General features: G+C 50.8%; 22 protein-coding genes. 1 reads left to right on the top strand and 21 read right to left on the bottom strand.

Features of this window, described 5'->3' with window-relative positions:
* Positions 1 to 223: 223 nt before the first annotated feature.
* The 15 genes from NM686_RS08670 to NM686_RS08600 form a co-directional block, all read right to left on the bottom strand.
* Positions 224 to 1531, bottom strand: a complete 1308-nt coding sequence (locus tag NM686_RS08670) for a hypothetical protein (RefSeq protein ID WP_255187481.1) — start codon at positions 1529 to 1531, stop codon at positions 224 to 226.
* Between the two features lie 218 nt (positions 1532 to 1749).
* The gene (locus NM686_RS08665) at positions 1750 to 2244 is read right to left on the bottom strand and encodes a hypothetical protein (protein WP_255187480.1); all 495 of its coding nucleotides are present in this window, start codon (positions 2242 to 2244) and stop codon (positions 1750 to 1752) included.
* Positions 2245 to 2855: 611 nt separating this feature from the next.
* Complete coding sequence (locus tag NM686_RS08660; RefSeq protein ID WP_269022941.1) at positions 2856 to 3506, bottom strand: C39 family peptidase; 651 nt, start codon at positions 3504 to 3506, stop codon at positions 2856 to 2858.
* A 65-nt stretch (positions 3507 to 3571) separates the two neighbouring features.
* A complete protein-coding gene (locus NM686_RS08655; protein ID WP_255187478.1) occupies positions 3572 to 3928 on the bottom strand; it encodes a hypothetical protein in 357 nt (118 codons plus the stop codon).
* Between the two features lie 153 nt (positions 3929 to 4081).
* Positions 4082 to 5473: a hypothetical protein gene (locus NM686_RS08650; protein WP_255187477.1), complete on the bottom strand. Its 1392-nt coding sequence runs from the start codon at positions 5471 to 5473 to the stop codon at positions 4082 to 4084.
* Between the two features lie 628 nt (positions 5474 to 6101).
* The gene (locus NM686_RS08645) at positions 6102 to 6929 is read right to left on the bottom strand and encodes a winged helix-turn-helix domain-containing protein (RefSeq protein ID WP_255187476.1); all 828 of its coding nucleotides are present in this window, start codon (positions 6927 to 6929) and stop codon (positions 6102 to 6104) included.
* Between the two features lie 778 nt (positions 6930 to 7707).
* Positions 7708 to 8502, bottom strand: coding sequence for a 23S rRNA pseudouridine(2605) synthase RluB (rluB, locus tag NM686_RS08640; RefSeq protein WP_329959186.1), 795 nt, complete (start codon positions 8500 to 8502; stop codon positions 7708 to 7710).
* Positions 8453 to 9700: an SMC-Scp complex subunit ScpB gene (scpB, locus tag NM686_RS21735; RefSeq protein WP_255187475.1), complete on the bottom strand. Its 1248-nt coding sequence runs from the start codon at positions 9698 to 9700 to the stop codon at positions 8453 to 8455. Before scpB ends, rluB begins: the two co-directional genes overlap by 50 nt.
* A complete protein-coding gene (locus NM686_RS08630; RefSeq protein WP_255187474.1) occupies positions 9603 to 10427 on the bottom strand; it encodes a segregation and condensation protein A in 825 nt (274 codons plus the stop codon). The genes scpB and NM686_RS08630 overlap by 98 nt, the downstream gene beginning before the upstream one ends.
* A gap of 76 nt (positions 10428 to 10503) precedes the next feature.
* On the bottom strand, positions 10504 to 11157 hold the full coding sequence (locus NM686_RS08625) for a site-2 protease family protein (protein ID WP_255187473.1): 654 nt from the start codon (positions 11155 to 11157) through the stop codon (positions 10504 to 10506).
* A gap of 2 nt (positions 11158 to 11159) precedes the next feature.
* Positions 11160 to 11783 (bottom strand): L-threonylcarbamoyladenylate synthase, encoded by a 624-nt coding sequence (locus NM686_RS08620; RefSeq protein WP_255187472.1) that lies wholly within the window; start codon positions 11781 to 11783, stop codon positions 11160 to 11162.
* Between the two features lie 36 nt (positions 11784 to 11819).
* Positions 11820 to 12503, bottom strand: a complete 684-nt coding sequence (gene tsaB, locus NM686_RS08615) for a tRNA (adenosine(37)-N6)-threonylcarbamoyltransferase complex dimerization subunit type 1 TsaB (RefSeq protein ID WP_255187471.1) — start codon at positions 12501 to 12503, stop codon at positions 11820 to 11822.
* Positions 12500 to 14422 (bottom strand): ATP-dependent DNA helicase, encoded by a 1923-nt coding sequence (locus NM686_RS08610; RefSeq protein ID WP_255187470.1) that lies wholly within the window; start codon positions 14420 to 14422, stop codon positions 12500 to 12502. Before NM686_RS08610 ends, tsaB begins: the two co-directional genes overlap by 4 nt.
* Positions 14423 to 14443: 21 nt before the next feature.
* Positions 14444 to 15178 carry a tetratricopeptide repeat protein gene (locus tag NM686_RS08605; protein WP_255187469.1) on the bottom strand — a complete coding sequence of 245 codons (735 nt, stop codon included), beginning with the start codon at positions 15176 to 15178 and terminating at the stop codon, positions 14444 to 14446.
* 26 nt (positions 15179 to 15204) lie between these two features.
* Positions 15205 to 15744, bottom strand: a complete 540-nt coding sequence (locus NM686_RS08600; RefSeq protein ID WP_255187468.1) for a hypothetical protein — start codon at positions 15742 to 15744, stop codon at positions 15205 to 15207.
* A gap of 482 nt (positions 15745 to 16226) precedes the next feature.
* Here NM686_RS08600 and NM686_RS08595 point away from each other — a divergent pair, with 482 nt between their 5' ends.
* Positions 16227 to 17639 carry a PhoH family protein gene (locus NM686_RS08595; protein ID WP_255187467.1) on the top strand — a complete coding sequence of 471 codons (1413 nt, stop codon included), beginning with the start codon at positions 16227 to 16229 and terminating at the stop codon, positions 17637 to 17639.
* Between the two features lie 7 nt (positions 17640 to 17646).
* On the opposite strand, the gene NM686_RS08590 is transcribed toward NM686_RS08595, so the two are convergent.
* The 6 genes from NM686_RS08590 to NM686_RS08565 form a co-directional block, all read right to left on the bottom strand.
* Complete coding sequence (locus NM686_RS08590; RefSeq protein WP_255187466.1) at positions 17647 to 18741, bottom strand: AI-2E family transporter; 1095 nt, start codon at positions 18739 to 18741, stop codon at positions 17647 to 17649.
* Positions 18742 to 18814: 73 nt separating this feature from the next.
* Positions 18815 to 19114: an STAS domain-containing protein gene (locus NM686_RS08585; protein ID WP_255187465.1), complete on the bottom strand. Its 300-nt coding sequence runs from the start codon at positions 19112 to 19114 to the stop codon at positions 18815 to 18817.
* A 578-nt stretch (positions 19115 to 19692) separates the two neighbouring features.
* Complete coding sequence (locus tag NM686_RS08580) at positions 19693 to 20901, bottom strand: methyl-accepting chemotaxis protein (RefSeq protein WP_269022729.1); 1209 nt, start codon at positions 20899 to 20901, stop codon at positions 19693 to 19695.
* On the bottom strand, positions 20902 to 21939 hold the full coding sequence (locus tag NM686_RS08575) for a protein-glutamate methylesterase/protein-glutamine glutaminase (protein WP_255187463.1): 1038 nt from the start codon (positions 21937 to 21939) through the stop codon (positions 20902 to 20904). It lies immediately after the preceding gene.
* A gap of 7 nt (positions 21940 to 21946) precedes the next feature.
* Positions 21947 to 22585, bottom strand: coding sequence for a chemoreceptor glutamine deamidase CheD (cheD, locus tag NM686_RS08570; protein WP_255187462.1), 639 nt, complete (start codon positions 22583 to 22585; stop codon positions 21947 to 21949).
* Entirely contained in the window at positions 22582 to 23418 is an 837-nt protein-coding gene (locus tag NM686_RS08565) for a CheR family methyltransferase (RefSeq protein WP_255187461.1), read from the bottom strand. The genes cheD and NM686_RS08565 overlap by 4 nt, the downstream gene beginning before the upstream one ends.
* Positions 23419 to 23447: the final 29 nt, after the last annotated feature.

The raw sequence follows: 23447 nt of genomic DNA, 5'->3' as shown, positions 1-23447 counted from the left end.
ACGCCAAACGGAAGCTCCATCATCCTATAAAAATCATTTGGTCCACGAAACACACAAAAATCACGAACAGTTTCAAAAAGTTATTGCTCAAAAAGCCGACACCTTGCGGGCAACTAAATCAAGTGACGTAACCATCTGTTTTATTTCGTGTCTTTCGTGCTTTTCGTGGACTACTGATGTTTTTAGGATCATCGGGCTTTGAAATGCTTCATCGGCGACTGGTTTATGAAGGCGGGCCGAAGAAATCGAAATTGAAAGGCGATTTGGTGTCGAACGTAAACGGCACTCTAAGATTCAAATAAGCATTCTGGGCATCATCCGTCGTACCGATACCCAATGAGAGGTTGAAGGTGGTTCTTGGCGAATATTTGAATGAATAGCCCACCATGAATTGGCCAATATCCAATTCACTGCCTTCAATAGTTTCTCCATTAACCGCTGAATTGAAAACGTGCCTATGCGAATATCCCAAACTGAAGGATGAACGCTCATTGAGGCCGAAACCCATACCAAAACTGAGTCCAATTGCGTTACCGGGATCGTATTTACCGAAATCCTCGCTGGTTTCAGCGTTCCAGATATAACCCAGGTTACCGAAAAAGACCGCCGGATCGGTTGGATACAGGGCCGTTACACTGGGTTGAAAACTAAAAAACCCAACCCCGGTAGGCAACTCACTAGGATACGTCGCGCCTGGAACGCCTTGTGCGGCAACATATTCAATATCGAACGGACTCGTACCCGTTGGCACTGTCGCCGCCATGTTTCCTACCAAAATAGGCCAGCCGCCCGCACCATCGGTCAACTGATAGCGAGCGTTGAATTCTATGTCCCCTATGTCCATGCCATCGGCTTCGAATGTCTCGTCCGTAGCCGCACTGACGCTGACCGGGCGGGAGCGTTGCGTATCGGAACGATAAACATATGGGGCTTTTAATTCCAGCTCCAATCGATCGGTCAAGCCATAACGTCCCGCAAGACTTCCCATCAGTGTATGGCGCTTGATTTGTCTAATATCGATCAAGCCAATCGCAATGGCAGGGATAAAGGTATACGCATCCAAAAATACCCTGGAATTATCGGTATAACCGTATTGAAAGGATGGCTCGACAACGAAATTTCCTTTACGGGTCAATACCCCGCCAACTTCGTCACTCAGGCGTGGAATTTCCGGTGGTCTGGGTTTTTCCGTGGCTTCGGCCGGCGCTTGACCAACAGGCTTGCTTGGCAATTGACCGGGTGGACTTACTGGTTTCACAGGCTCCGCTTTTGGCGCCTGACTTACGACTGTAGCTTGGGGTGGTGGCGGGGTTGGCTCTCTAGTGGCATTTTCCGTGGGCGTGGGTTGTTTATTCTCCGCCTTTTGCGACAACAAGGCATTCATTTGCTGTTTTAGCTGCTCAAGTTCCTTGCCTTGATTTGCAATGATCTGCCGCTGCGCTTCGAATTCCTTTTGTTGTTGCGCCAATAATTTTTTGTATTGCTCGAGAATTTCTTCCTCGTCCGCCTGCACGGTTACCGCATTGGACATCAATAAAACACCGGCAAACGCTACAAATTTGCCAACATCTCTGGTTCTAGAAAAATCCAATGTCTGTTCCGCATTCATCTATGCTCAACCTTACCTGATCATCAAGGACAATCGCCGATAAGCATGATTATCTGAAACGCATCAGATGCAGAGCCACCCCAAACGCTTATCAACTAAAAACTGTTTATAAAATAGTACAATAAGCATAATATTTCAAGTCATCTATTAACATTAGGCACCGCTAAATCACTAGCAACCAAAGCCCGCTGCGCCGGGGTGATACTGTTCCTCAGGTTGCTCAGTTCAATATTGATGGTTTTTAAGGTACTGATGAATTGATCATCGAGGTTATTTTGTACCACGGAACCTAACACAGGCCCCTGAAATTCAGGCGCCTCGTTACCAAGACCATTTTGTATCAAGGAAATATTGGCCGGCATATTGAATGTGGACGAAAACGTGATCATTCCATTCATAGAAACTATTTTTTCAACGCTGAACTCGACATTCATGCCATTTGGCAACACAAAACCACCTCTCAATTCGGCCAGCTCTTCGTCGGATGCCGGCACCAAGGCCGCCAGAAAAGCCTTTTTCAAAGCCATATCGTCGACGGCACCAGCCTGGCCCACGATACAGACCATCAACAAAATCGCCCCCAAAATCTTGCCAACGAGCTGATAGATTAGATCACCGAATAAATGTTTTTTCATCGTAATCACCCTTAACTAGACACACACCGATCGAAGTCAGTGGATTAAAAGCACTGGACTCAACCCGGCACAGGATGTAACACCGAGTTTCCCGGAGAGTCGTCAATGTTGCGGTAGGTTTTTTCGGCGGCTTGCGGGATAAATCGGCAAAAATCGGGGACAGCGCTATCTATCGCCCTTGTACGCAAACATCATCGAAAGCTCGCCCATACCTAGAATATGGTCATAAATAAATTTCCCTATAGGGTGTCGTAAAAGTCAAAACAGTTTCGTCTCCCGAGGGGAGAAGGTTAGGATGAGGGAATATAAATCAAGTGTTTAAATTATTACTTCTCTCAATCCAGCCCGTTTCCCGCAAGAAGAGGAACTGTTACGACAACGAAGAATTTATTCTTAGCGAGAGCCCCGCAAATTGGCTGACACCACATTTCCATGGTTTTCAACACCACACTCCTTGACACCCCATCGGCGCTAAAGCATGAACATGAAATAATCCATGCAAGTATTCGGTGTAGGTGCGGATTTATCCGTAATGCGCGGATGAATTCGCACCTACCATTGTCGAGCTTATTTCTCGCATATTCCCAACGCTTCATGCATCAAACAAGGATTTAGAAATCCCATTTACCGGGCAGAAAAAGTTGAAATCTGGCCAAGCTTTCGCGATCAACCGCTAACTCCAACGGAGCCTTGGTTCTCAAAGCCCATTCTTTTTTATCCTGAAAATGATTATCTGCCGTATCGAACTTGTCGTGTATCAGGAACAAAATTCTGTTTTCCCACATGCTCACGAATTCTTCCCTGGGGATTACCTTGACACCTGCGGCAGGATCACCAATCAATACCTCATCTTCGCTAACGCCTTTAATAATGACAAAATGCAGATAGCCCTTGTTGTTGATAATGGTAATGGCCGGTGCATTTGCTTTTACCAAACCATCCAGGTCTATCTTGAACCCGTTGGCCACATAACCTCTGCGCTCCAGATACAGTTTCATGTCCAGCAAGGAAAAACCGAGTTTTTGAATCTTTTGTTGATCACCGTTTTTATACATATCAACAAACACGGTTTGTTCATTGACCAAATCATCGTAATGGTAAGTCAATAAACTGGCTAAAGCCGCGGAACCGCAACTAAAATCATATTGCTGCTTATATACCGTCTTAAAGCGCCTCTCTGCGAAACTGGTCACCGGAACGGAAAATACTGCCCCGCCCGCCAAACCGAATAACTCAACCGAGCCAGCATAACAATCATTCATGAACACCATAAACAATACAAGGAATCGATATGCTAGTCTCATACACGGATGCGGTAATCAAACACTCAAGGTACGATTGTAACATTCACAATAGTGGAATCTTGAATGATGACATTATTGCCCGAATTCTGTACGACCGAAATTAAGCCGCTGGCACCGGCAAAAGAACCGTTATCGATCATGTTGTGACCGGTTGCGTTGTTAATGGCAGTATTGCCGCGTAACAAAGCCGCCACATTCTGATTGTTTAACGTGACGATGTCGACTTCGCCGCCGCGTCCCCGCTGATCATCGAGCTCATCCAGCAAAGCAACCTCTGCCCGCTCTAAAAATGCCTCTCCTTGTTCGTCGGCAATGGCCATAGGACCTTGCAAAGACGCCACAAGAAGAATCGAGAAGGAACATTTCATTGCCACTTTCATGTTTGCTCCTTTTATCAATCTTACCAAGGAAATTCCGGTGAGGAATTGCTTCCTCACCGGAAAACACAAGCCGTAAAGGCAGGCTCTAATGAATTACTTCAGAAAAATCATCGATCTATTTTTCCAATGCAATTAGAGCCTCCTAAACTGGCTTTAGGGAGCAACAGCAGGCTGGGTTACGTTGACATTGCCTTGGAATGACACTTGTTGTTGAGCCAACGAAGCATTACCTGCGTTTTGTACCGATTGATTGATACCGGCAAAGTTGTTGTAGGAACTATCGATATTGTTACTGACCACAGGAATCAGGCTGCCTTCGGCATCGGTTGCCGCTGGCAAATACGCAACCGTTCCAGCGCCGGTCACGCTGCCTGACAGATAGGAATTGTTAACGGAAACGGCACCCGTACTCGCAATGGCGGGAGACGCAGGGCCAAACGCGCGCGCGGTTACATCAGTGTAGGTTGAAGTAGCTGAGCCCGTGTTGGATGAAGCAGAACCATCGCCGTCGGCTTCGCTTTTATTGTTTGTACTGCTATCGGAGTTGTTACTGGCAATGGTTTTTTGATTATTGGTGGTTGCACTGCCATTGCCATTGACGGCGGCCGCATTGTCTTCGGCTTTGGTTTTGCCATTTTCCGCGACACTGTTATTCGTTTTTGTATTGGTGTTTGTCGTTGAAGCCGTGCCACTGCCATTTACAGAAGCCGCATTGTCTTCGGCTTTGGATTTGCCATCCTCGCCAATACCACCTGTATCGGTCTCGGTTTTTGTCAATGTGTTATTGCTATCTATGGTTTTTGTATTGTTGCTATCTTCCGCATAGGCAGTAGTTGCTGAGCCACCTCCTACAACGCTTGCAGCGCCATCATCGCCTTTAACTTTACCGAACGAACTTACACTTGAATCAGTTTTTGTAATGGTTTTCGTATCGGTTTCTGAGTAGTTTTTGGTCAGCGTGTTGTTGCTGTCCTCTGTTTTAGTAATGGTATTGTTGCTATCTTCAGTTTTGGTAATGGTTCTGGTATCAGTGACTGTTTTGGTCAGCGTGTTGTTGCTGTTCTCAGTCTCTGTTTTGGTAATGGTTTTTGTATCGTTGTCAGTGACGTTTTTGGTCAGCGTGTTGTTGCTGTTCTCAGTCTCTGTTTTGGTGATGGTTTTTGTGTCGTTGTCAGTGACGTTTTTGGTCAGCGTGTTGTTGCTGTTCTCAGTCTCTGTTTTGGTAATGGTTTTTGTATCGTTGTCAGTGACGTTTTTGGTCAGCGTGTTGTTGCTGTTCTCAGTCTCTGTTTTGGTGATGGTTTTTGTGTCGTTGTCAGTGACGTTTTTGGTCAGAGTATTGTTACTGTCTTCAGTAAAGGTACTCGTCGAGCTGCCGGCACCAACAGTAGAAGCATTGCCTTCACCTTTGGTCTTGGTCAAATCGATACCGTCTTGTATTGTAGGCAAGGCATCCGCAGGCGGCTCTTGCGCCCAAGCAACTGACGCAGAACCCAAAGCCAAAAAAATACCGGTAGCCAATAATGTTTTATTGAATTGTTTCATAACTGTTACTCCTAGAAGGTAAGTTTCGAATTCCATCAGACACTTAAATCCGACATGGGTGGAACATCTGATTCAATGTTAGAGAGTTGAACCTTTCGCTACCACGGTGACAGTTTCTTAAAAAATCTCCTTAAATATCCATAAAAGCAACATCAAAACAAACTCAAAAACCTTATTAACACTGCTGATTCCAAGCGTTCATGCAGGCCTGAATAGCATTAGAAGCGACGGAGAGGAAGTCAGGATTCGGCATTCCCTGCCAAAATAATGAATTTTGTGGCTACTGATTTTAGACGGAACAGCCGTTCGTCCCGAGTCCTTCGGCTTCGCCCAGGAGAGCCATGTCAAAGAACTTGCGGTTCATGGCTCGACAAGATCATCATGAATGGGGCCCAAAAACTGTCCCGGTTTACGCTGGAATTGGATTTTTGCACAAGAAAAAACGACTAACTTTGAATGAATATCAGGTTAATCGTTTTTTCATGTTCAAGAAATAAATGCAAAACTATTTCAAAAAATGCTGCAGGAACGAGATATGGCTCGACATGGATAAGCCATCGGCCGTGAAAATGCGTCTCTTCCACAATATTCCGCTTCAAAACGGTTATGCCGTCTTGCTTAAAAGATATTACAAAACCTCTTCCCTGAGAATTTCACTGGCGTTCAGGTTGAGTCTATAACCAAAACCTTTAATCGTCAGAATCCACCGAGGGTTATTGGGATCTTTCTCTACTTTCTTCCTGAGCAAATGCATGTATTGATAGAGGTCTGACTTCGTCGCCCGGTTATTTTCCGGCCACAGATAATCAATAATTTCATCGGCCGCGAATACACGATCCGTATCGGTTGATAACAATTCAAACAGCGCGTATTCCTTGCGCGTCAAATCGACCTTTTTCCCATTCAAGAACAAACATTTATTACGGTGATCAATTCTTAACCGTTCATTTTTGCATGCGTCGTCATCATACGTTTGATGGCTCAAGCCAGTCGGTCGCCTGGTTCCGCCTAAAATATCCGCAATCGACGCAACACGCCTATCGCCCATTGATCGCCTTTCAGTGCAGCGCCTATCTTGCAACCCATAATTCAGCAACAAAAAATGCCTTTTGATAAAAGCATCTATCTCTGAAATATCCGATGTAGTAACCAACCGTATATCAATCAAATCATCCAAATCGTCTGAATCGATAACGTCGGAATCAAGCAATCCGCAAATAACAGTTCCGTCATTGCCCTTCAAGGCTTTTAGCACTTCTGTTTTGGATTGATTGGACCTCAATATATCGATGGGTAAAAAAATTAAAGAAGGACCAACTTTTATAGCCTCCTCAATACCCTCGTCATCAAATCCCTTTTCGGAAAAATTGACTTTATTGGCATAGCAATATCCTTTCAAAACCGCCGAGAATATATAATCGGCTTCAAAAACAAAAACATTGCTGATAACTCTCATTCCTCCCCCCTAAACAAAGCCATGAAACTAAGGAATGAACATCAAATAACTATACAAGCCTTCGGTGTAGGCGCGGATTTATCCGCACAGCGCGAATGAATTCGCACCTACCATTGCCTGGCTTATTTCTCACACATCCCTAACATCGTCATGGATTCAACCCAAAATCCGCATTCAATGGAGGTACTTGCAAAATTATGAAATTTTACGCAAAAACCACTAGATATAGTGGTTTTTAAAATTAATTGGCCACTAATAGTGGTATTTTGCAAGTTCCTCAATGAAGAATTAATTGTTTTTTCTTATAGAAAAATTCCCTACATCCAATATAAATAGACACCTATAAAAGGCTTGTCCGCCTCAGCGCCGATATATCTCCGTCAGAGTCATTAACACAGACATAACAAAGACGCTAGACTTTTGACTATCAAGCCTCCATTTATAAGCAAACCGCGAACCAAAAAAAATAAACCCTTGAATTCATTGACATCCCATATCAACGAAAAACAATTGCTGTTTGGTTTTGTAAAATTTTTTGACAGTTCATCATGAGCCCGACCGGCGCAAGTCAAAAACCATTATTCGCCACGAAGCCGGCGCGCCTGGCAATCAACCACACCAATCCGAAATAGTTTACTTTACCTGCGACGGCAAGGCCAAACACCCATGATTAGCCGACTCACCTCGTGATGATGACTGCGGACGGCGCTTGATCCAGCTTGCCGCCCGCCTGTTTTGAATAACGTTTTGACTTTTGCGATAGGCTGATCAATCCCTGTCACAAGTCGACAGAGGCCATCAGCGTTTCTAGCTCCTTGGCTTCCAACTCATAAAACGAATGTGCCCTGACCCGTTCCGGCAATACGACGTCGCCATAGCGCACCCGAATCAAGCGACTGACCTTGACGCCTTGCGATTCCCACAGGCGCCGGACCAGCCGGTTGCGCCCCTGTTTGACCGTGACATAAAACCATTTGTTTGCGCCCTCGCCGGCATAGAAACGCACGTCTTCGAAATGCGCCGGACCATCTTCCAGCTCGACGCCTTGCCGCAATCTTTCCATCATGGCTTCATCGACTTCGCCCAATATCCTGACCGCATATTCACGTTCGACTTGCCGCGAAGGATGCATCAGACGATTGGCCAGTTCGCCGTTATTGGTCACCAAAATCAATCCGGACGTATTGATATCCAGCCGACCCACCGCAATCCATCGGCCCACCGCCAGGCGCGGCAATTGGGTAAAGATTACCGGCCGGCCTTCCGGATCGCGTCGGGTGACCAGTTCGCCAACCGGTTTGTGATATACCAGCACGCGCGTCGGCTGCTCGGCGTATTTTTCCCATTTCACCACCCGGCCGTTGATTTGCAGATGGTCATGCGGTTTCAAATGATAACCCGGCTGGATACGGTTGCCATTGACGGTCAACTTGCCCTCTTCTATCCAGCGCTCGATTTCGCGCCTGGAACCCAAACCGGCCCGGGCCAGCAATTTCTGGATACGTTCGCCGCCGGGCGCGGACTCAGTGGAGCGTTCGGGTTTCGCAGCCGTTGTCGGCTTTGGCTTCCGTATCGGATGCGGTTTCCTGTTCTGCGGCTGAGGTTGAGACGACTTCTGTTTCGGATGGCTCGGTTTGCGGTCTTTCACGGTGTTCCTGCGGTAGTTGTTCGTTACTGAAATCAAGATCGCTGATTTCTTGCAGCGTCGGCAATTCGCTCAACGATGTTAAATTGAAATAATCCAGAAATTGCTTGGTGGTGCCGTACAAGGCCGGCCGGCCCGGCACTTCTTTATGGGCGATCACGCGTATCCATTCCCGCTCAAGCAGGGTATGGATGATACCGGAACTGACACTGACCCCCCGGATGTCTTCTATCTCGCCGCGCGTCACCGGCTGCCGGTACGCGATGATGGATAGAGTTTCCAGCAAAGCCCTGGAATACCGTGCCGGTTTTTCCTCGAACAAGCGCGTCACCCAGGGCGCCATACCTTCCCGGATTTGAAAACGATAGCCGCTGGCCAGTTGTTTCAAGCCTATGGGCCGCGTCATATAGTCCCGGGCAATGGCTTCCAGCGCCATTTGAATTTCCAATGTGTCCGGTTGCTCCAGCTCCGGAAAGGCCTCTTGAATCTGCTTGACCGTCATCGGCTTGTTGGCGGCAAACAGGATGGCTTCCACGATGCGTTTGATGTTCACGTCGTACTCTATCGGTTGTTCGGGTAACTGCAACGGGCGTTCCAATACAATGGCCTTGCCGGCACCGGCACGCAAGGTCGCCGCCCACTGCGAGGGTAGCCGGGCCGAAGATTTCCTGACCGATTTTGCCGGTACGGAAATCTTCTTGGTGCGCAATTCAGCAGCCCATTGAGCCGGCAGTCGGCTGGCGGATTTGTTGACAGCTTTTGTCCGTGACAAAGGCGGCGTGGCTCGAAAACTCGCTGCCCACTTTGGCGGTAGCCGGGTCGCGGGTTTACGCTCAAGGATAGGCACAGGTGCGATTGGCTGCCGTTGTGCCGGCCTGGCCCGCAACTCCGCCGTCCAGATCGCCGGAAAACGAACCACCTTTTTCCGCCGCTCGACCACCTGGATAATGGGTTCGGGCTTTGCCCTGGGTTTGCGTGGTTTAGGCTTGGCAACAACATCATCGACGACGGTTTGGCTAACGGATGCTTCAATCGCCGGTACTGCTATTGGCGCGGATTCTAACGTGGATACCGGCGTAGGGTTCGGGCTGGAAAATGTCGATGACTCGCTCTTTGGAGAGTTCAAGGATGGCAAGAAACGAGACAACCACCCCGTTTTTTCCTTCACTTCGGGTAAAACACGCTGGGAAAGGGAGCTGATCTGCTCCGTTAAGTTTTTCCAAAATGGCTGCCATTCGTTCACGGACTGATAAGGGCTCTTTGGTTATATGGTGGTGACTGAGTTGCTCGACGCGCTTCAACACATCCTGAAACGCCAGCAATAATTCCTTGAGTTGCACATCCGGCAACACTTGCCGCACGTTGACCGTCGCCGTATCCACTGACGCCTCGAAGGTATCACGCTCATTCCTGGGCAATTGATCGATTTCTTCGGCGACTTTTTTGATCGCTTCGTATTCCTGCAACTTACGAATCAAAAACGCGCGCGGGTCCTCTTCTTCCTCTTCGCTCTCAGGCTGCCTGGGTAGCAACATGCGGGATTTGATTTCCGCCAGTAGCGCGGCCATCACCAGATATTCCGCCGCCAACTCCAGCCGCAGATTTTCCATCATGTCGATGTAAGCCAGATATTGCCGGGTGATCTGCGCAATGGGGATATTCAGAATATCCAGATTCTGCCGCCGGATCAAATACAGCAATAAATCCAACGGCCCTTCGAACGCATCCAGAAACACTTCCAACGCATCTGGCGGAATATACAAGTCTTCGGGCAAATCCTGATAAGGCTCACCCTGTACCATCGCCAATGGTTGCGTAATAGGCGCTTCGACTTGCGTCTCGACGGTATCCATGCTCACAGCATCGTGGTACGCAGTGCGTACCTTACATTGCTTAGCAATGCATACTTCACGGCTAATCGTGTTGACATCATCGACCAGCCAAACCTACAAACCATTGTTCTAAATAATATATAGGGTAATCAAAAAGAATATTTAGCATTCCTGTTAAAAGTAATATAACCATGATAATTAGTCCAAAACGCTCCAACTGGTTGTAGCGCCAAGCCCAGTAATCGGGCAAAAGACCGCTGATTACTCGGCTACCATCCAAAGGAGGAATAGGTAAGAGGTTAATTAAAGCCAAAATCAGATTAAAGTGGATACCTGCTCTACTCCAGAGATTTAACGGGTCTGCTACAAATTCGATTTGAGAAATTTCTACAGCGAATCTACCTAGAAACGCCCAACCAAATGCCATCAAAATATTTGAAAATGGTCCAGCTAAAGCAACTAGCATCATAGCTTCCTTAGGTTTTTTGAAATTTCTCGAATCGATGGGAACCGGCTTAGCCCAGCCAATTATGAATCCAGTAAAATACAGAAGAATACCGGGTACAACAATCGTACCCAATAGATCAATATGCATAAGCGGATTCAAGGTATAACGCCCTTGTTGCTCTGCTGTATTATCACCGAACAATTTCGCCATCCAGCAATGAGCTACTTCATGAACTGTGACAGCTAAGACCAAAGGCACCAAAATGACGACAAATAACTGTACCAAAGTCAAATCACCCATCATATTCAATCCTCGAGCATAGGGGCGCGGCCTATACCCTGCCTGACGATCTCGATGACCTTATCGGTACAGGCAATCACGGTGGTGGGTTTGTAGTCGATGATGCCGCCGTCGATGATCAAATCGAGCTCCTTATCCAGCTTTTGCCGGATTTCATAAGGATCGGCCAAAGCCTCATCCTCGCCGGGTAATATCATCGTCGTGGTCAGCAGCGGTTCGCCGAGTTCCTCCAACAGCGCCCGCGCGATGCGGTTATCGGTGATGCGGACGCCTATGGTTTTCTTTTTCGGATGCTGCAGACGCCGTGGCACCTCGCGCGTCGCATCCAACAAAAACGTGAACGGTCCGGGCGTCAGGCTCTTGATCAACCGGTGAGCATCGTTGCCCATCTTGGTAAAGGTCGACACTTGCGACAGATCGGTGCAGAGCAGCGTAAAGTTGTGATTATCATCCAGACGCCGGATGCGACGTATTTTATCCATCGCCTGCTTGTCGCCGATTTGCGCACCCAGCGCGTAGGACGCATCGGTCGGATAAACGATGACCCCGCCGTTACGGATGATATTGACCGCCTGTTGAATCAAGCGCGGTTGCGGGTTTTGTGGATGAACTTCGAGAAACTCGGCCATTTAAGAATACAAGGCTTAAATGAAAGCCATTGTACCTTATCTTTCCGACTGCTTTTTAGCGACTTTGTCGCGCAGATAGACCGGCAGCGCTTGCTCGACCGGCACGGCCAAGCCCTTGGCAAAATCATCGGCGCCTAATTGCGCGACGCAGGCCGCGCGCGGCCAAATCTCGCTGACGACACCCTGCACGCGCGCGCCCAAACGTTCGCTCAAACATTCGCCATGTACCGCCCAGCCCGAACCGACGCCAAACCCGGCCAGTTCGGGAAAGCTTGCCGCGGCCGCCGGCGTCACCGCCTCGTCGCCGAGCAACTCGGCCAAGCCTGAATCATTGCGCCGATATACGCCCCAAAAAATCTCGTCCATGCGCGCGTCCATAGCCGTGAAGGACACGTCAACCGGGTATCGATTGAAGAAATCCTGCGCAATGGCCGCCAAGGTCGACACCAGCGCCACCGGCACGTCGGCGCCAAACGCGATGCCGTGCGCCACGCCGGTAGCAATGCGCACGCCGGTAAAAGAGCCCGGTCCGCGGCTCAAGGCGACCGCATCGAGTTGCCAGGGTTTTAGCTGCGCTTCAGCCATCAACGCGTCCACCATCGGCAAAATCAGTTTGGTATGTTCGCGCGGCGCCAACTCGAATTTTTCGCAAATCTCGCCGTCGATGAACAAGGCCGCCGAACAGGCGTCGGTGGAAGTTTCCAGTGCTAGTAATTTCAATGTGTTTCCTCTGTGGCAAAAAACCGCCGCACATCTTCGATCTCACGGCTACGTTTCATCGCCGGCACGCTGTCCAAAAACATTTGCCCATAGGTGCGTTTCAACAGTCTCGGGTCGCACACCATCAACACCCCCCTATCGTTGACATCGCGGATCAGACGGCCCACACCCTGGCGCAACATGATGATCGCGCTGGGCAATTGATGCTCGAAGAAGGGATTTCTGCCCTGTTTTTCCATCGCGCTCATTCTGGCTTTCAAAACCGGATCGCCCGGCGAGGCAAACGGCAGCTTGTCGATGATCACGCAGGATAGCGCGTCACCGCGGACATCAACCCCTTCCCAAAAACTGGCGGTCGCCAGCAATATCGCATTGCCCAATTTCTTGAACTCTTCCAACAATACGCCCTTGGATTTACTGCCCTGCACCAACAACGGATGATCAATTTTGCCTTCCAGCAATTGCGCGGCACGCTGCAAGGCCTTGTGACTGGTGAACAGGAAAAACGCCCTGCCCCGACTGGCCTCCAATACCGGCAAGACGAAATCGACGATCTTGTCGGTAAACTCGGGGTCGCTGGGTTGGGGCAAACCGCGTGGATGATAAAACAAGGCTTGGTTGGGGTAATCGAATGGGCTTTCCCAGCTCTGACTTTGGGCGCCGTTCAGCCCCAGACTGCGGGAAAAGTGACCGAAATTATTGGCCACGCTCAAAGTCGCCGAGGTAAAAATCCAGGTCGCCTTATGCCGGGCCATGAACCCGCGAAATTCCTTGGCGATGTCCAGCGGAGTGCGGCTCAACGTGAACGACTTGCTGTAGGTTTCGTACCATTTGATCCATTGCCCGTCCTTGTCGTTGATCAGGGTTTCCAGTTGCATGTCCAGCGCTTCGGCGCGATCGAAACAGGATTCCAAGCCCTTGCTGCGCACCGAAGCTCGTTCCAGTTGATCGGTCAGACGCGCCAGCTGTTTTTGCAACGATTCCAATGCCCCGGCGATTTTGGGATTTTCCTCGATGTCTTTCCAGTCGCCGCGGCGCAATTCAAGCCCAAACGCCAACCGCATGTCCTTGACCTCGAGTTGCAAATCCTCGCAGGCCGTGCGCAGATCCGGCATGTCCTTGGCGTCGGTGAAATATTCGGCCAGCGCATCGTCGGCCAAATCTGTGAGCTGCTTGCCGCTGACGGTAACACCCAGAAAATTGGACGCGGTATCGGCCAGTTGATGCGCCTCGTCGATGATGACGATTTCGGCATCCGGTAGCAACTCGCCGAAACCGGTTTCGCGTATCGACCAATCCGCGCACAACAAATGATGATTGACGACGACGACGTCCGATTCCTGAGCTTGTTTGCGGGCCTTGGTCAAAAAACAGTCGGCGTAATCCGGACAGTTTTGCCCCAAGCAATTATCGGTGGTGGAAGTGGCGTGATACCAGACCGGATCACCATCATGCACATCGGCCACTTCGGAGACATCGCCGGTCTTGGTGCGTCGGGACCAGGACTTGATTTGCGCCAGCGCCGCCGCGTCTTCCTTGCTGTAACCAAAAGACGCATTCAACGCCAATTCCAAGCGATAAGTACACAGATAATTCGCCCGGCCTTTCAGCAGGCTGGCCTTGAACGGAATACGACTCAAGGCCTTGCGGATCAGCGGCAGATCCTTGTTGAATAGCTGATCCTGCAGGTTTTTGGTACCGGTGGAGACGATGACTTTCTTGCGCGACAAAATCGCCGGAATCAGATAGGCAAAGGTCTTGCCGGTGCCGGTGCCGGCCTCGGCGATCAGGTTTTGCCCGCTGGCAATCGCCTCGGCAATCTTTTCGGCCATTTCGATTTGCGCGGAGCGGGGCGAATAACCGGCGATGACACCGGCTAATGCGCCGTCACTACCAAAGACGTCGGCGAGTTCGGTCACGTAGTCACAAACCAGGCGGCCTTAAAAGCTTTCCGCCTTTGCCTTGGCTTCCTTGGCGCCCTGGTAGTTTTGCTGCATGCGTCGGGCTTCGGCAATCAACAACCAACTTTTGCGCTTCAAATCCAGGTCGCTGCCGGCCAATAAGGCGGCCTTGCCGGCCAATTCCTCGGCCAACTGCGGCTTGTTTTGCTTGATCCTGAGTTGAGCCAGTTTATAGGTCAGCGCGGGATTTCGGGAATCAATACGCAAGGCCCGCTCGGTGGAAATCACCGCCGCATCGAGATCGCCCGAGGCACGATTGCGATCGGCCTCGGTCAGCAAGGCCACGACGGCGGGCGATGTTCCCGCCGGCATGCGAACGTCTTCAACGGCATAGGCCGGCATCACGGGCGCCGAAACGACAGGCGTAGGGGTGATCAGATTGCTGCCCGGCGCGGGTGTGGCCGTACCATCCGCACTCCCGGTAGCGCTTGGCAATTCCACCGGCGGCGCCATGGGATCGATACGCATGGCCGGCACGCTAGGCTCTATTTTAAAACTGCTTTTGGCGTCATCGATGGCGTAAGTCGCTGTGCCGGGCGGATCTTTTCTAACCACCGGAGGAGCAGGCTTTTTGGCGATGGGCGGTTTTACCGGCGCCGGCTGCTTTGGCTTGACCACCTTGGCCACGGGTTTTTGCTGTTGCTCAGGCACCGTGCTACAGGCGGATGCCAGAACCAGCAACGGCAGAAAAGCTAACAAGGATTTGTTTTTCATCAACGACTGTATAACGTGTATATCAATTAAAAAAATTCGATTTCGTCCTGATCCGCCTTGTTGGCCGATTCCGCCGCCAAAGCCAATGCTTCTTCGATGCTTTTACCATCATGGATCGCATCGAACATGATCTTTTCCGATTCCATCGTGTAACGGCTACGAATTTCCTCCTGAAGCTTGCACCATTCGACCGGATTGTAAAGGCGGCCTGGGGTTTCGATGATATTCGACAAGCCTTTTAGCCCACTGGAGACGTGTTGTAAACATTGCTGCAAGCGATCGTAAAATTGAAACGCCACGATCGACGAATAGATGGTTTCCTGGGTGGAGGCGCAATGCCGCAGGGCCCGGTCGCGTTCTTCGCTGGGCGCCAAATTCGTCAAGATCTCCTGCACCGCACTCATGTCATCGACCATGCGGGTAAAAGAGGTCGCCAGCACCCCAACCGATTCGTCACCGCTTTTCAGGCCGCCTTCAACCTGCGCCACCGATACCGCTAGCAATTTAACGGTTTCCCTAATTTGACTCCAATCCAAATCCGGCTGGCGTGATCCTGAAAATGCCATAACGAGACACCAATTATTTGATTAAAACAACAATCCAGGTAACTGCTCGGCAAATCGTAAAGCCGAGCAAACTACCGATGACCCGCGCCCACTCCTGTCGAAAAAGCCCCCTCTCATCGCCGGAGAGGTGTCCAATTCCTTTGCCCGCCGGGAGAAGGTAGGATGAGGGGGTATAAATCAGATGCTTACATTATTATTTCCCTCACCCCTGCCCGCTCCCGCGGGGAGAGGGGGCTTTTCGACACCCCTCCTGAGGACAGGGTTATTGCGCTTCACACCGAATAGTCACCATGTACAGAGGAAAATCGCATGAAGCTTGCATTCTATTGTAATTGGACAGCCAACACAAACCGCCACCCCAAAATGCGCCCATCGCAAACCCGCAATACACGCCGGATTTGACGCCTCCCCAACAGATGGAGTAGAAAGACTGTCCATTAAACACTAGCGCATTCGACTTCCCTTCGATTTTCAAGGAGCCCATGAATATTCAAGCCACCGCCAAAAAACTGTTCGTATTGGATACCAATGTCCTGATGCACGACCCTACCGCGATTTTTCGTTTTCAGGAACACAATATTTTCATTCCGATGGTGGTGCTGGAAGAACTGGACCATGCGAAAAGAGGCGTATCCGATGTCGCCCGTAACGTGCGCCAGGTCAGCCGCTTTCTGGACGACCTGATCCGGGACGCCGACCAACACACGATCAACGAAGGTCTGCCATTATCCAAAATCGAGCACGGCCCCGCTGGCGAACAGGCCGATATCGGGCGCCTTTATTTTCAAACCCGCCAGTTATCGCACTTGCTGCCGGCGGACCTGCCCGGTCAAATCGCCGATAACTCGATACTCAGCATCGTACTGGCGTTGACCAAGGAATATCCCAACGTCAATGTGATTCTGGTGTCCAAGGACATCAACATGCGCATCAAGGCTGCTGCCTTGCAGATCGTTGCCGAAGACTATCATAACGACCAAACCATAGAAGACATCGACCTGCTCTACAGCGGCTCGATGGCATTGGAGCCGGATTTCTGGGAACAGCACGGCGACAAAATGGAATCCTGGCAAGATAACAACCATACTTTTTACCGCATCCACGGCCCGCATGTAGCGGAATGGTACCCCAATCAATTTCTATATCTCGAGGACGAATCGGGGTTTGAAGCGATCGTCAAATCCGTGGACGGCGAGACGGCCGTATTGCAACTCGCGCGCGACTACCGCAACAAACACCACAGCGTCTGGGGCGTATGCGCGAAAAACCGCGAGCAAAACTTCGCCCTGAACGCCCTGCTCGACCCCAACGTCGACTTCGTCACCCTGCTCGGTTCCGCCGGCACCGGTAAAACCCTGCTGGCCCTGGCCGCCGGCCTGTCCTTGACGATGGAACACAAGGCCTTTCTGGAAATCATCATGACCCGCGAAACCGTGCCGGTTGGCGAGGACATCGGCTTTTTGCCGGGTTCCGAGGAAGAAAAAATGGCCCCCTGGATGGGCGCCTTGATGGACAACCTGGAAGTGCTAGGCAGCCGCTCCGGCACGACCGAATGGGAACAAGGCGCTTCGCAGAACATGATGATGAACCGGGTCAAAATACGTTCCTTGAATTTCATGCGCGGCCGCACCTTCCTGAACCGTTATTTGATCATCGACGAGGCGCAGAACCTGACGCCCAAACAGATGAAAACCCTGATCACCCGCGCCGGTCCGGGCACCAAAATCATTTGCATCGGCAATCTGGCACAAATCGACACGCCTTATTTGACGGCCACCAGCTCCGGTTTGACCTACGTGGTCGATCGCTTCAAGAACTGGGAAAACAGCGCGCATATCACGCTGAAACGCGGCGAACGCTCGCGCTTGGCGGATTATGCCTCCGACGTGCTGTAAAACCCGCTCAAGCCGACGAGACCTGCCCTTCCCTCGGCCATGCGGTCAACACGGCTTTGACCAGCGTGGCCAGCGGGATTGCAAAGAACACCCCCCAAAAGCCCCATAAGCCGCCAAAAAACAAAATGGCGACGATGATTGCAATCGGATGCAGATTGACCGCCTCGGAAAACAACAGCGGCACCAAAACCACGCCATCAATGGCCTGAATCACCGAATACGCAATCAGCACATACATGAACTCGTTGCCGTCGCTCATGCCCCATTGGGCATAGGCCGCCCCCAATACCGGAAAAGTCACCAAGGTCGCCCCAACATACGGAATCACCACCTGCAAGCCCATCAACACCGCCAGCAACATCGCGTAATTCAGACCCATCATCATAAAAGTCAGATAGCTTGCGGCCCAGAGAATGAAAATCTCGACGAACTTGCCGCGAATGTAATTGGCGATTTGCAAATCCACTTCCTGCCAGACTCGGGTGGTCAGCGTCATATCCTGCGGCAAGAATTGGGCAAACCAGGCAATCAGCACGTCCTTGTCCTTCATGAAGAAAAACACCATCATTGGCACCAGGAACAAATAGATCACGGCCGCCAGCAAGCCGGCAAACGATTCCGCCGAACCGGAAATGACGTTTTGACCGTGCTTCAACAACTCATGCTGAAAAGACAACATGATGTCCCTGATACGCGCCTGCGAAATGAAGTCTGGATACAACTCGGGCAGCTGCATGATCTTGAGCTCAGCGCTGGCCAACATCTCCGGAATACGCTGCACCAATTGCACGGTTTGCTCGGAAACGACAGGCACGAGCACGAACAATATGAAGCCCAGCGCGGTCAGAAACGCGAAGAACACCACATGCACCGCAATCAAGCGGGGCATCCAGACGGGTTCCAGTTTCTTGACCAGCCCCTCGAGCAAGTAAGCCAGAATGACGGAGGCAAAAACCGGCATCAACAACCCGGACAAAGCATAAATCAACAAGGAGCCGGCAAACAGGCTGATGGCCAACGAAACGACTTGGGAATTGGGCAGGAAACGGTGAAAAAAATCTCGCACGAAGTCGAGATTGGAAAAATTGGTTTGTTTGCTCATCGGCGCGTATAGCCTGGTGGACTCGAAGGCCTTACCCTTTGTCACGCAAAGGGTAAGGCGAAAGACATGGAAATTAAGACAAGATAAAAAGTTTACTGAAATTGGCGATTTCAAGAATTTTTTTGACTTCGGCGCGCGCGCCCTTGATCTCGACCGCATTCCTGTCGCAGGAAACTTTATCCCTCAACAGCAACAACATGCCCAGGGCCGAACTGTCGACATAATCGGTCGCCGACAAATCCACCTCTATTTTTTTGATACCGGCCGTGATTTGATTTATCGCGTCTCTAAACTGTTTATGCACACCAAAATCAAAGCGTCCCGCGATATTGATATGCAAAACCCCGGATTCTACTTTTGACTCAACACTCATTCCATTCTCCAATCAATTTTTTTTGCATGCCATCGGCCCAGTCCCCGGTGTGATGTCTTCATCTGCTCGCCCTGTCGGGAACCTGTCGCAAAAGGCGCTTGGACTGACCCAACACACTGGTTTCTTGGGTAATGTCACGCTACATTTTGGCTTTTAAATTTGTAACCGTTCAGCAAAGCGTAAAACCGAGCCAATTGTCGACAACCTGCTCCTTTTCCTGGATGGGACCGTCTTAAAAACCCCCTCTCCTCGCGGGAGAGGGTGGGGTGAAGGAAATAAATAATGTACGCACTTATTTATCCCCCTCATCCTAAAACCTTCTCCCAGGGGGAGAAGGAACTGTTTTGACTTTTACGGCAGCCTCAATAACAAGAGGGTTTTTGCGCTTCGCCCTGAATAGTTAGGACTTGGTTGAAAATAATTTCCCGCACTCCGGGCTCATCGTTCCCTTGCTCCGCGTGGGAATGCAGCCTGAACCGCTCTGCGGTTCGAGATGCGAGAGCATCCCTGAGCAGGTTCCCACGCGGAGCATGGGAAGCATAAGTGGAAGTTATTTCTGACGAAATCCTTACTAAATTTTAAAATAACTCGACATCGCCCTCTTCGACGGAAGATTGCGATACCGCTTTGCTGGCTTTTGCCCGCCATTGCTGCCTCATTTCACGCAAGCGTTCCGTACCGTCGTTCAACTGGCTGGCCCAATTGGCGGTATCGGTGGTTTTAAATACCCCCATGCCTATGTTGATTTCATCAACCACGGCTTGAAAATTTTCGATGTTCGCTTGCAAATATTCGATCAGTTGCCGCGACATATCCTCAAACTGCAAGCCTCTGACCGCATCGTTGACGCTACGTTCGATCTTGTTGTTCAAATTCGACACCTGATCGATGCTTTGCGACACCTTATGATTGATCACGGCGATGTCGTTCATCATCTTGTCGATCTTGGCCTTCGAGCTGATCGTAATATTCATGTCCTTGGAGGCCATCTCTTCGATCATGGCCTGGGCTTGATGGATATTATTCTTCGAAGCGTTGACGACAGCCTTGATTTCTTCGCTGAACTTGTCGGAATTCTTGGACAGGTTGCGAACTTCGTCGGCCACGACCGCAAAGCCGCGCCCCGCCTCGCCTGCCCTGGCCGCTTCGATCGCGGCATTCAGCGCCAGTAAATTGGTTTGATCGGCAATTTTTTGCACATCGCCCAACAACTTCTCGACATGCGCCATATGGCCGCCGACATCGTTGATCACGCCGACCATCTCCATGCTCTGCTTGCTGATCAGCAAAATATGCTCGATGAAAAAACTCAGCACCTTGTCGGTTTCTTCGGCAAATTGCTGAAAGCTCATGCTGCCGTCGGCCCTTTGTTCCGAACGATCGAGATCCTTGATCAGGCCATGCACCACCACCGATTGCCCGGAAGTAAGCTGATGCAGGTTGTTAAAACTATTCGACATCGTCGCCACCGCGTCCGCGACCATCGCTTTCAGCTGCAGCAGTTCGTCATTGAATTGCGTCAACTCTTCGCCTATGCACGTCCCCAGGCCGTTGACATAACGGTCTATCGCCTGTTCCAATCGTTCCGCCTCATCCCTTTTCGTGCCGGCATCGCCGCCAAGCTGCAACTTCCTGTGCATCGCATACGCCTTATGAATCCATAGCAATGCGACCGCCAGCATGGCCAGACAATCGCCCGGCTTGGACGGAATTACCAATGGCAACAGCATCAGCACAAGGGTTGACAGCACCCGCCATCGGTTATCGATTAGAAATCTGCTCATCATTCAATTCATCAATGCAAGAATTTGGTCCGCAATCTTGTCCAAGGATAACACATGATGCGCGGCGCCCTGTCTATAGGCCTCGCCGGGCATGCCCCACACCACGCTCGAGGCTTCGTCCTGCACGATATTGATCGCGCCGGCTTCACGCATCCGCACCATGGCCTTGGCGCCATCCGCCCCCATGCCGGTCAGCATCACGCCTATCGCATTGGCACCGACATTTTCCGCTACCGACTCAAACAACACTTCGACCGAAGGCTTGTGGCGATTGACCAGGGGTCCGTCGTCAAGGCGACAGATATAGCGGGCACCGTCGCGCGCCACGCTCAAATGCCTGTCGCCGGGCGCGATATAAATGTTGCCGGGCAATATCAACTGCCCATCCCTGGCAATGCAGGCCCTCATGTCCCCGGCGGCATCGACATGCTTGGCAAACGAGTCACTGAATGTCACCGGCAAATGCTGTGTCACCACCATGGCCGGCGCATCGGCCGGCAAGCTTTTGACCACGATTTTCAAGGCCTCCGTGCCGCCTGTCGATGAACCGACAGCGACTATCCTATCGGTCGTTCTGAAATGTTTTTTGCTCGCGACATGCGCCTGCTCCACTGGCCTGGGTGTTTCCAGGGCCCGCACCTTGGCTTTGGCCGCCATCCGTACCTTATTGATGATTTCATCGGCGTATTCCCGCAACGCGTTCGGCACATCGGCCTTAGGCTTGGCGACAAAATCCACCGCCCCCAAGGACAATGCCTCGAGCGTGACTTCCGCCCCTTTGGCGGTCAAGGTCGATATCATTACCACCGGCATCGGCCGCAGGCGCATCAGATTGCGCAAAAAAGTCAAACCATCCATGCGCGGCATTTCGACGTCCAGCGTCAATACATCGGGATTCAGGGCTTTGATCTTGTCGCGCGCAATCAACGGATCGCCGGCCGTACCGACCACCTCGATATCCTCGGCGGTGTTGAAAATCTGCGTCAACATATGCCGGATCAGGGCCGAATCATCCACAATTAACAGCTTTATCTTTTCCATGGCTAACCTAAAACAGTTCTATGCTGCCCTCAACCGGGGCGGTTTTCAGTTGCGTGCCGTATTGTTTTTCCCGCAGCAGGATAGTGTCGTTGTGCAAGTCCTTGATTTTTTTCATCCTGACCCGACCGGTTTGGGGATAGAAATTCACCTTGCGCGGATAAATGTCACCCAAGTCGTGAGAGACCAACTTCAAGGCCTCGGTATCGACATAATCCAATACGAACTCGATATTCCTCAAGCCGACGTCGCCCAGCGTCGCGATGATCTTGCTGCCGCCGAACAACTTCACTTCCAGGTTCTTGCGCTTGCCGCCGTATTGCAAAATGGTATTGATCAGATGCTCCATCGCATAATTGCCATAGCGCAGGGCCGTACCTACTATGGATTCATCCCTGGAATTCAAACGCGACTGACTGGTTACCGGCAGCATGAAATGGTTCATGCCGCCAATGCCCGCCACGGCGTCGCGTATGCAGGCCGACACGCACGAGCCCAACACGGTGGTAATCAGCTCATCATCGGTAGTGACATAATATTCGCCGGGCAATAATTTGGCGGCAATCACGCCATTTTCCGTGTCCCAATAGCGATTGATATGTTCAAAGCCGGGAAGGGATGGTTTGCCGACCACGTCGCTATTCGTCATACGTCCGTCTTCCGATAGATAGTGTGTCCAACCAGCATAAAAGGCACGTCGATCTGATGCAACGATTCCGAATGACCGATGAACAAATGGCCGCCTTGCCGCAGCAATCCCGCATAGCGATTGACCAAGCGCGCCTTGGTGTCCCTGTCGAAATAAATCAGCACGTTGCGACAAAAAATAACATCAAACACACCCTGCATCGGCCAGTCCTGCATCAAATTCAATTGCTTGAAATGTATGATCCGCCTGAGGTCCGCCCTAGCCCTGGCCTTGCGGCTTTGCGCCCCGACGCCTTTCTGAAACCAGCGCTTCAAGCGTTGCTCGCCAATCGAAGTCACCCGCTCCAGCGCATAAATCCCTTCGGCCGCGGTGGCCAGAACGTTGGTATCGAGGTCGGTGGCCAGAATCTTTACATCCCAACCGGAAGGCACGTTTTCCAATAAGGTCATCGCCAATGAATAAGGCTCTTCGCCGGTCGAACAACCGGCCGACCAGACCTTGATTTGCCTTTGGGCTTGATTCTTTTTCAGCAACTCGGGCAGTACGGTTTCAGCCAGATAATCAAAGTGGTGTTTTTCCCGAAAAAACGACGTCAAGTTCGTCGTCACCGCATTGATGAATTCGGTAAATTCCTGTTCGGGATGGTGCTGCAGATAATCGCAGTATTGTTTGAAGCGGGTAAACCCCAGCAAGCGCACCCGTTTCGACAGTCTGGAATAAAACATATCAAACTTGTCATCGGGTACTAGAATACCGGAATGCTGATTGGAGATTTTCCTCAGGAAATCAAAATCGTCCTGTGTGTATTCAAATTCTCGCGCGTTGTTTGCCACGGCCGCCTTCAAAACTGATTAAAATCCCC

This window comes from Methylomonas rapida, from assembly GCF_024360925.2.
Classification (GTDB): domain Bacteria; phylum Pseudomonadota; class Gammaproteobacteria; order Methylococcales; family Methylomonadaceae; genus Methylomonas; species Methylomonas rapida.
Note: the sequence above shows the minus strand (reverse complement) of the source record. Positions and strands in the feature narration are given on the sequence as shown.

Coding starts and splice junctions, on each gene's coding strand:
- NM686_RS08590 (WP_255187466.1), bottom strand. CDS start 18,741: ATGAGCAAACAAACCAATTTTTCCAATCTCGACTTCGTGCGAGATTTT.
- NM686_RS08620 (WP_255187472.1), bottom strand. CDS start 11,783: ATGGCCGAGTTTCTCGAAGTTCATCCACAAAACCCGCAACCGCGCTTG.
- NM686_RS08670 (WP_255187481.1), bottom strand. CDS start 1,531: ATGTCCAATGCGGTAACCGTGCAGGCGGACGAGGAAGAAATTCTCGAG.
- cheD (WP_255187462.1), bottom strand. CDS start 22,585: ATGACGAATAGCGACGTGGTCGGCAAACCATCCCTTCCCGGCTTTGAA.
- NM686_RS08600 (WP_255187468.1), bottom strand. CDS start 15,744: ATGGCATTTTCAGGATCACGCCAGCCGGATTTGGATTGGAGTCAAATT.
- NM686_RS08580 (WP_269022729.1), bottom strand. CDS start 20,901: ATGATGAGCAGATTTCTAATCGATAACCGATGGCGGGTGCTGTCAACC.
- NM686_RS08575 (WP_255187463.1), bottom strand. CDS start 21,939: ATGGAAAAGATAAAGCTGTTAATTGTGGATGATTCGGCCCTGATCCGG.
- NM686_RS08665 (WP_255187480.1), bottom strand. CDS start 2,244: ATGAAAAAACATTTATTCGGTGATCTAATCTATCAGCTCGTTGGCAAG.
- NM686_RS08650 (WP_255187477.1), bottom strand. CDS start 5,473: ATGAAACAATTCAATAAAACATTATTGGCTACCGGTATTTTTTTGGCT.
- NM686_RS08655 (WP_255187478.1), bottom strand. CDS start 3,928: ATGAAAGTGGCAATGAAATGTTCCTTCTCGATTCTTCTTGTGGCGTCT.
- NM686_RS08630 (WP_255187474.1), bottom strand. CDS start 10,427: ATGGATACCGTCGAGACGCAAGTCGAAGCGCCTATTACGCAACCATTG.
- NM686_RS08585 (WP_255187465.1), bottom strand. CDS start 19,114: ATGAGTGTTGAGTCAAAAGTAGAATCCGGGGTTTTGCATATCAATATC.
- NM686_RS08605 (WP_255187469.1), bottom strand. CDS start 15,178: ATGAAAAACAAATCCTTGTTAGCTTTTCTGCCGTTGCTGGTTCTGGCA.
- NM686_RS08595 (WP_255187467.1), top strand. CDS start 16,227: ATGAATATTCAAGCCACCGCCAAAAAACTGTTCGTATTGGATACCAAT.
- NM686_RS08625 (WP_255187473.1), bottom strand. CDS start 11,157: ATGATGGGTGATTTGACTTTGGTACAGTTATTTGTCGTCATTTTGGTG.
- NM686_RS08645 (WP_255187476.1), bottom strand. CDS start 6,929: ATGAGAGTTATCAGCAATGTTTTTGTTTTTGAAGCCGATTATATATTC.
- NM686_RS08660 (WP_269022941.1), bottom strand. CDS start 3,506: ATGAATGATTGTTATGCTGGCTCGGTTGAGTTATTCGGTTTGGCGGGC.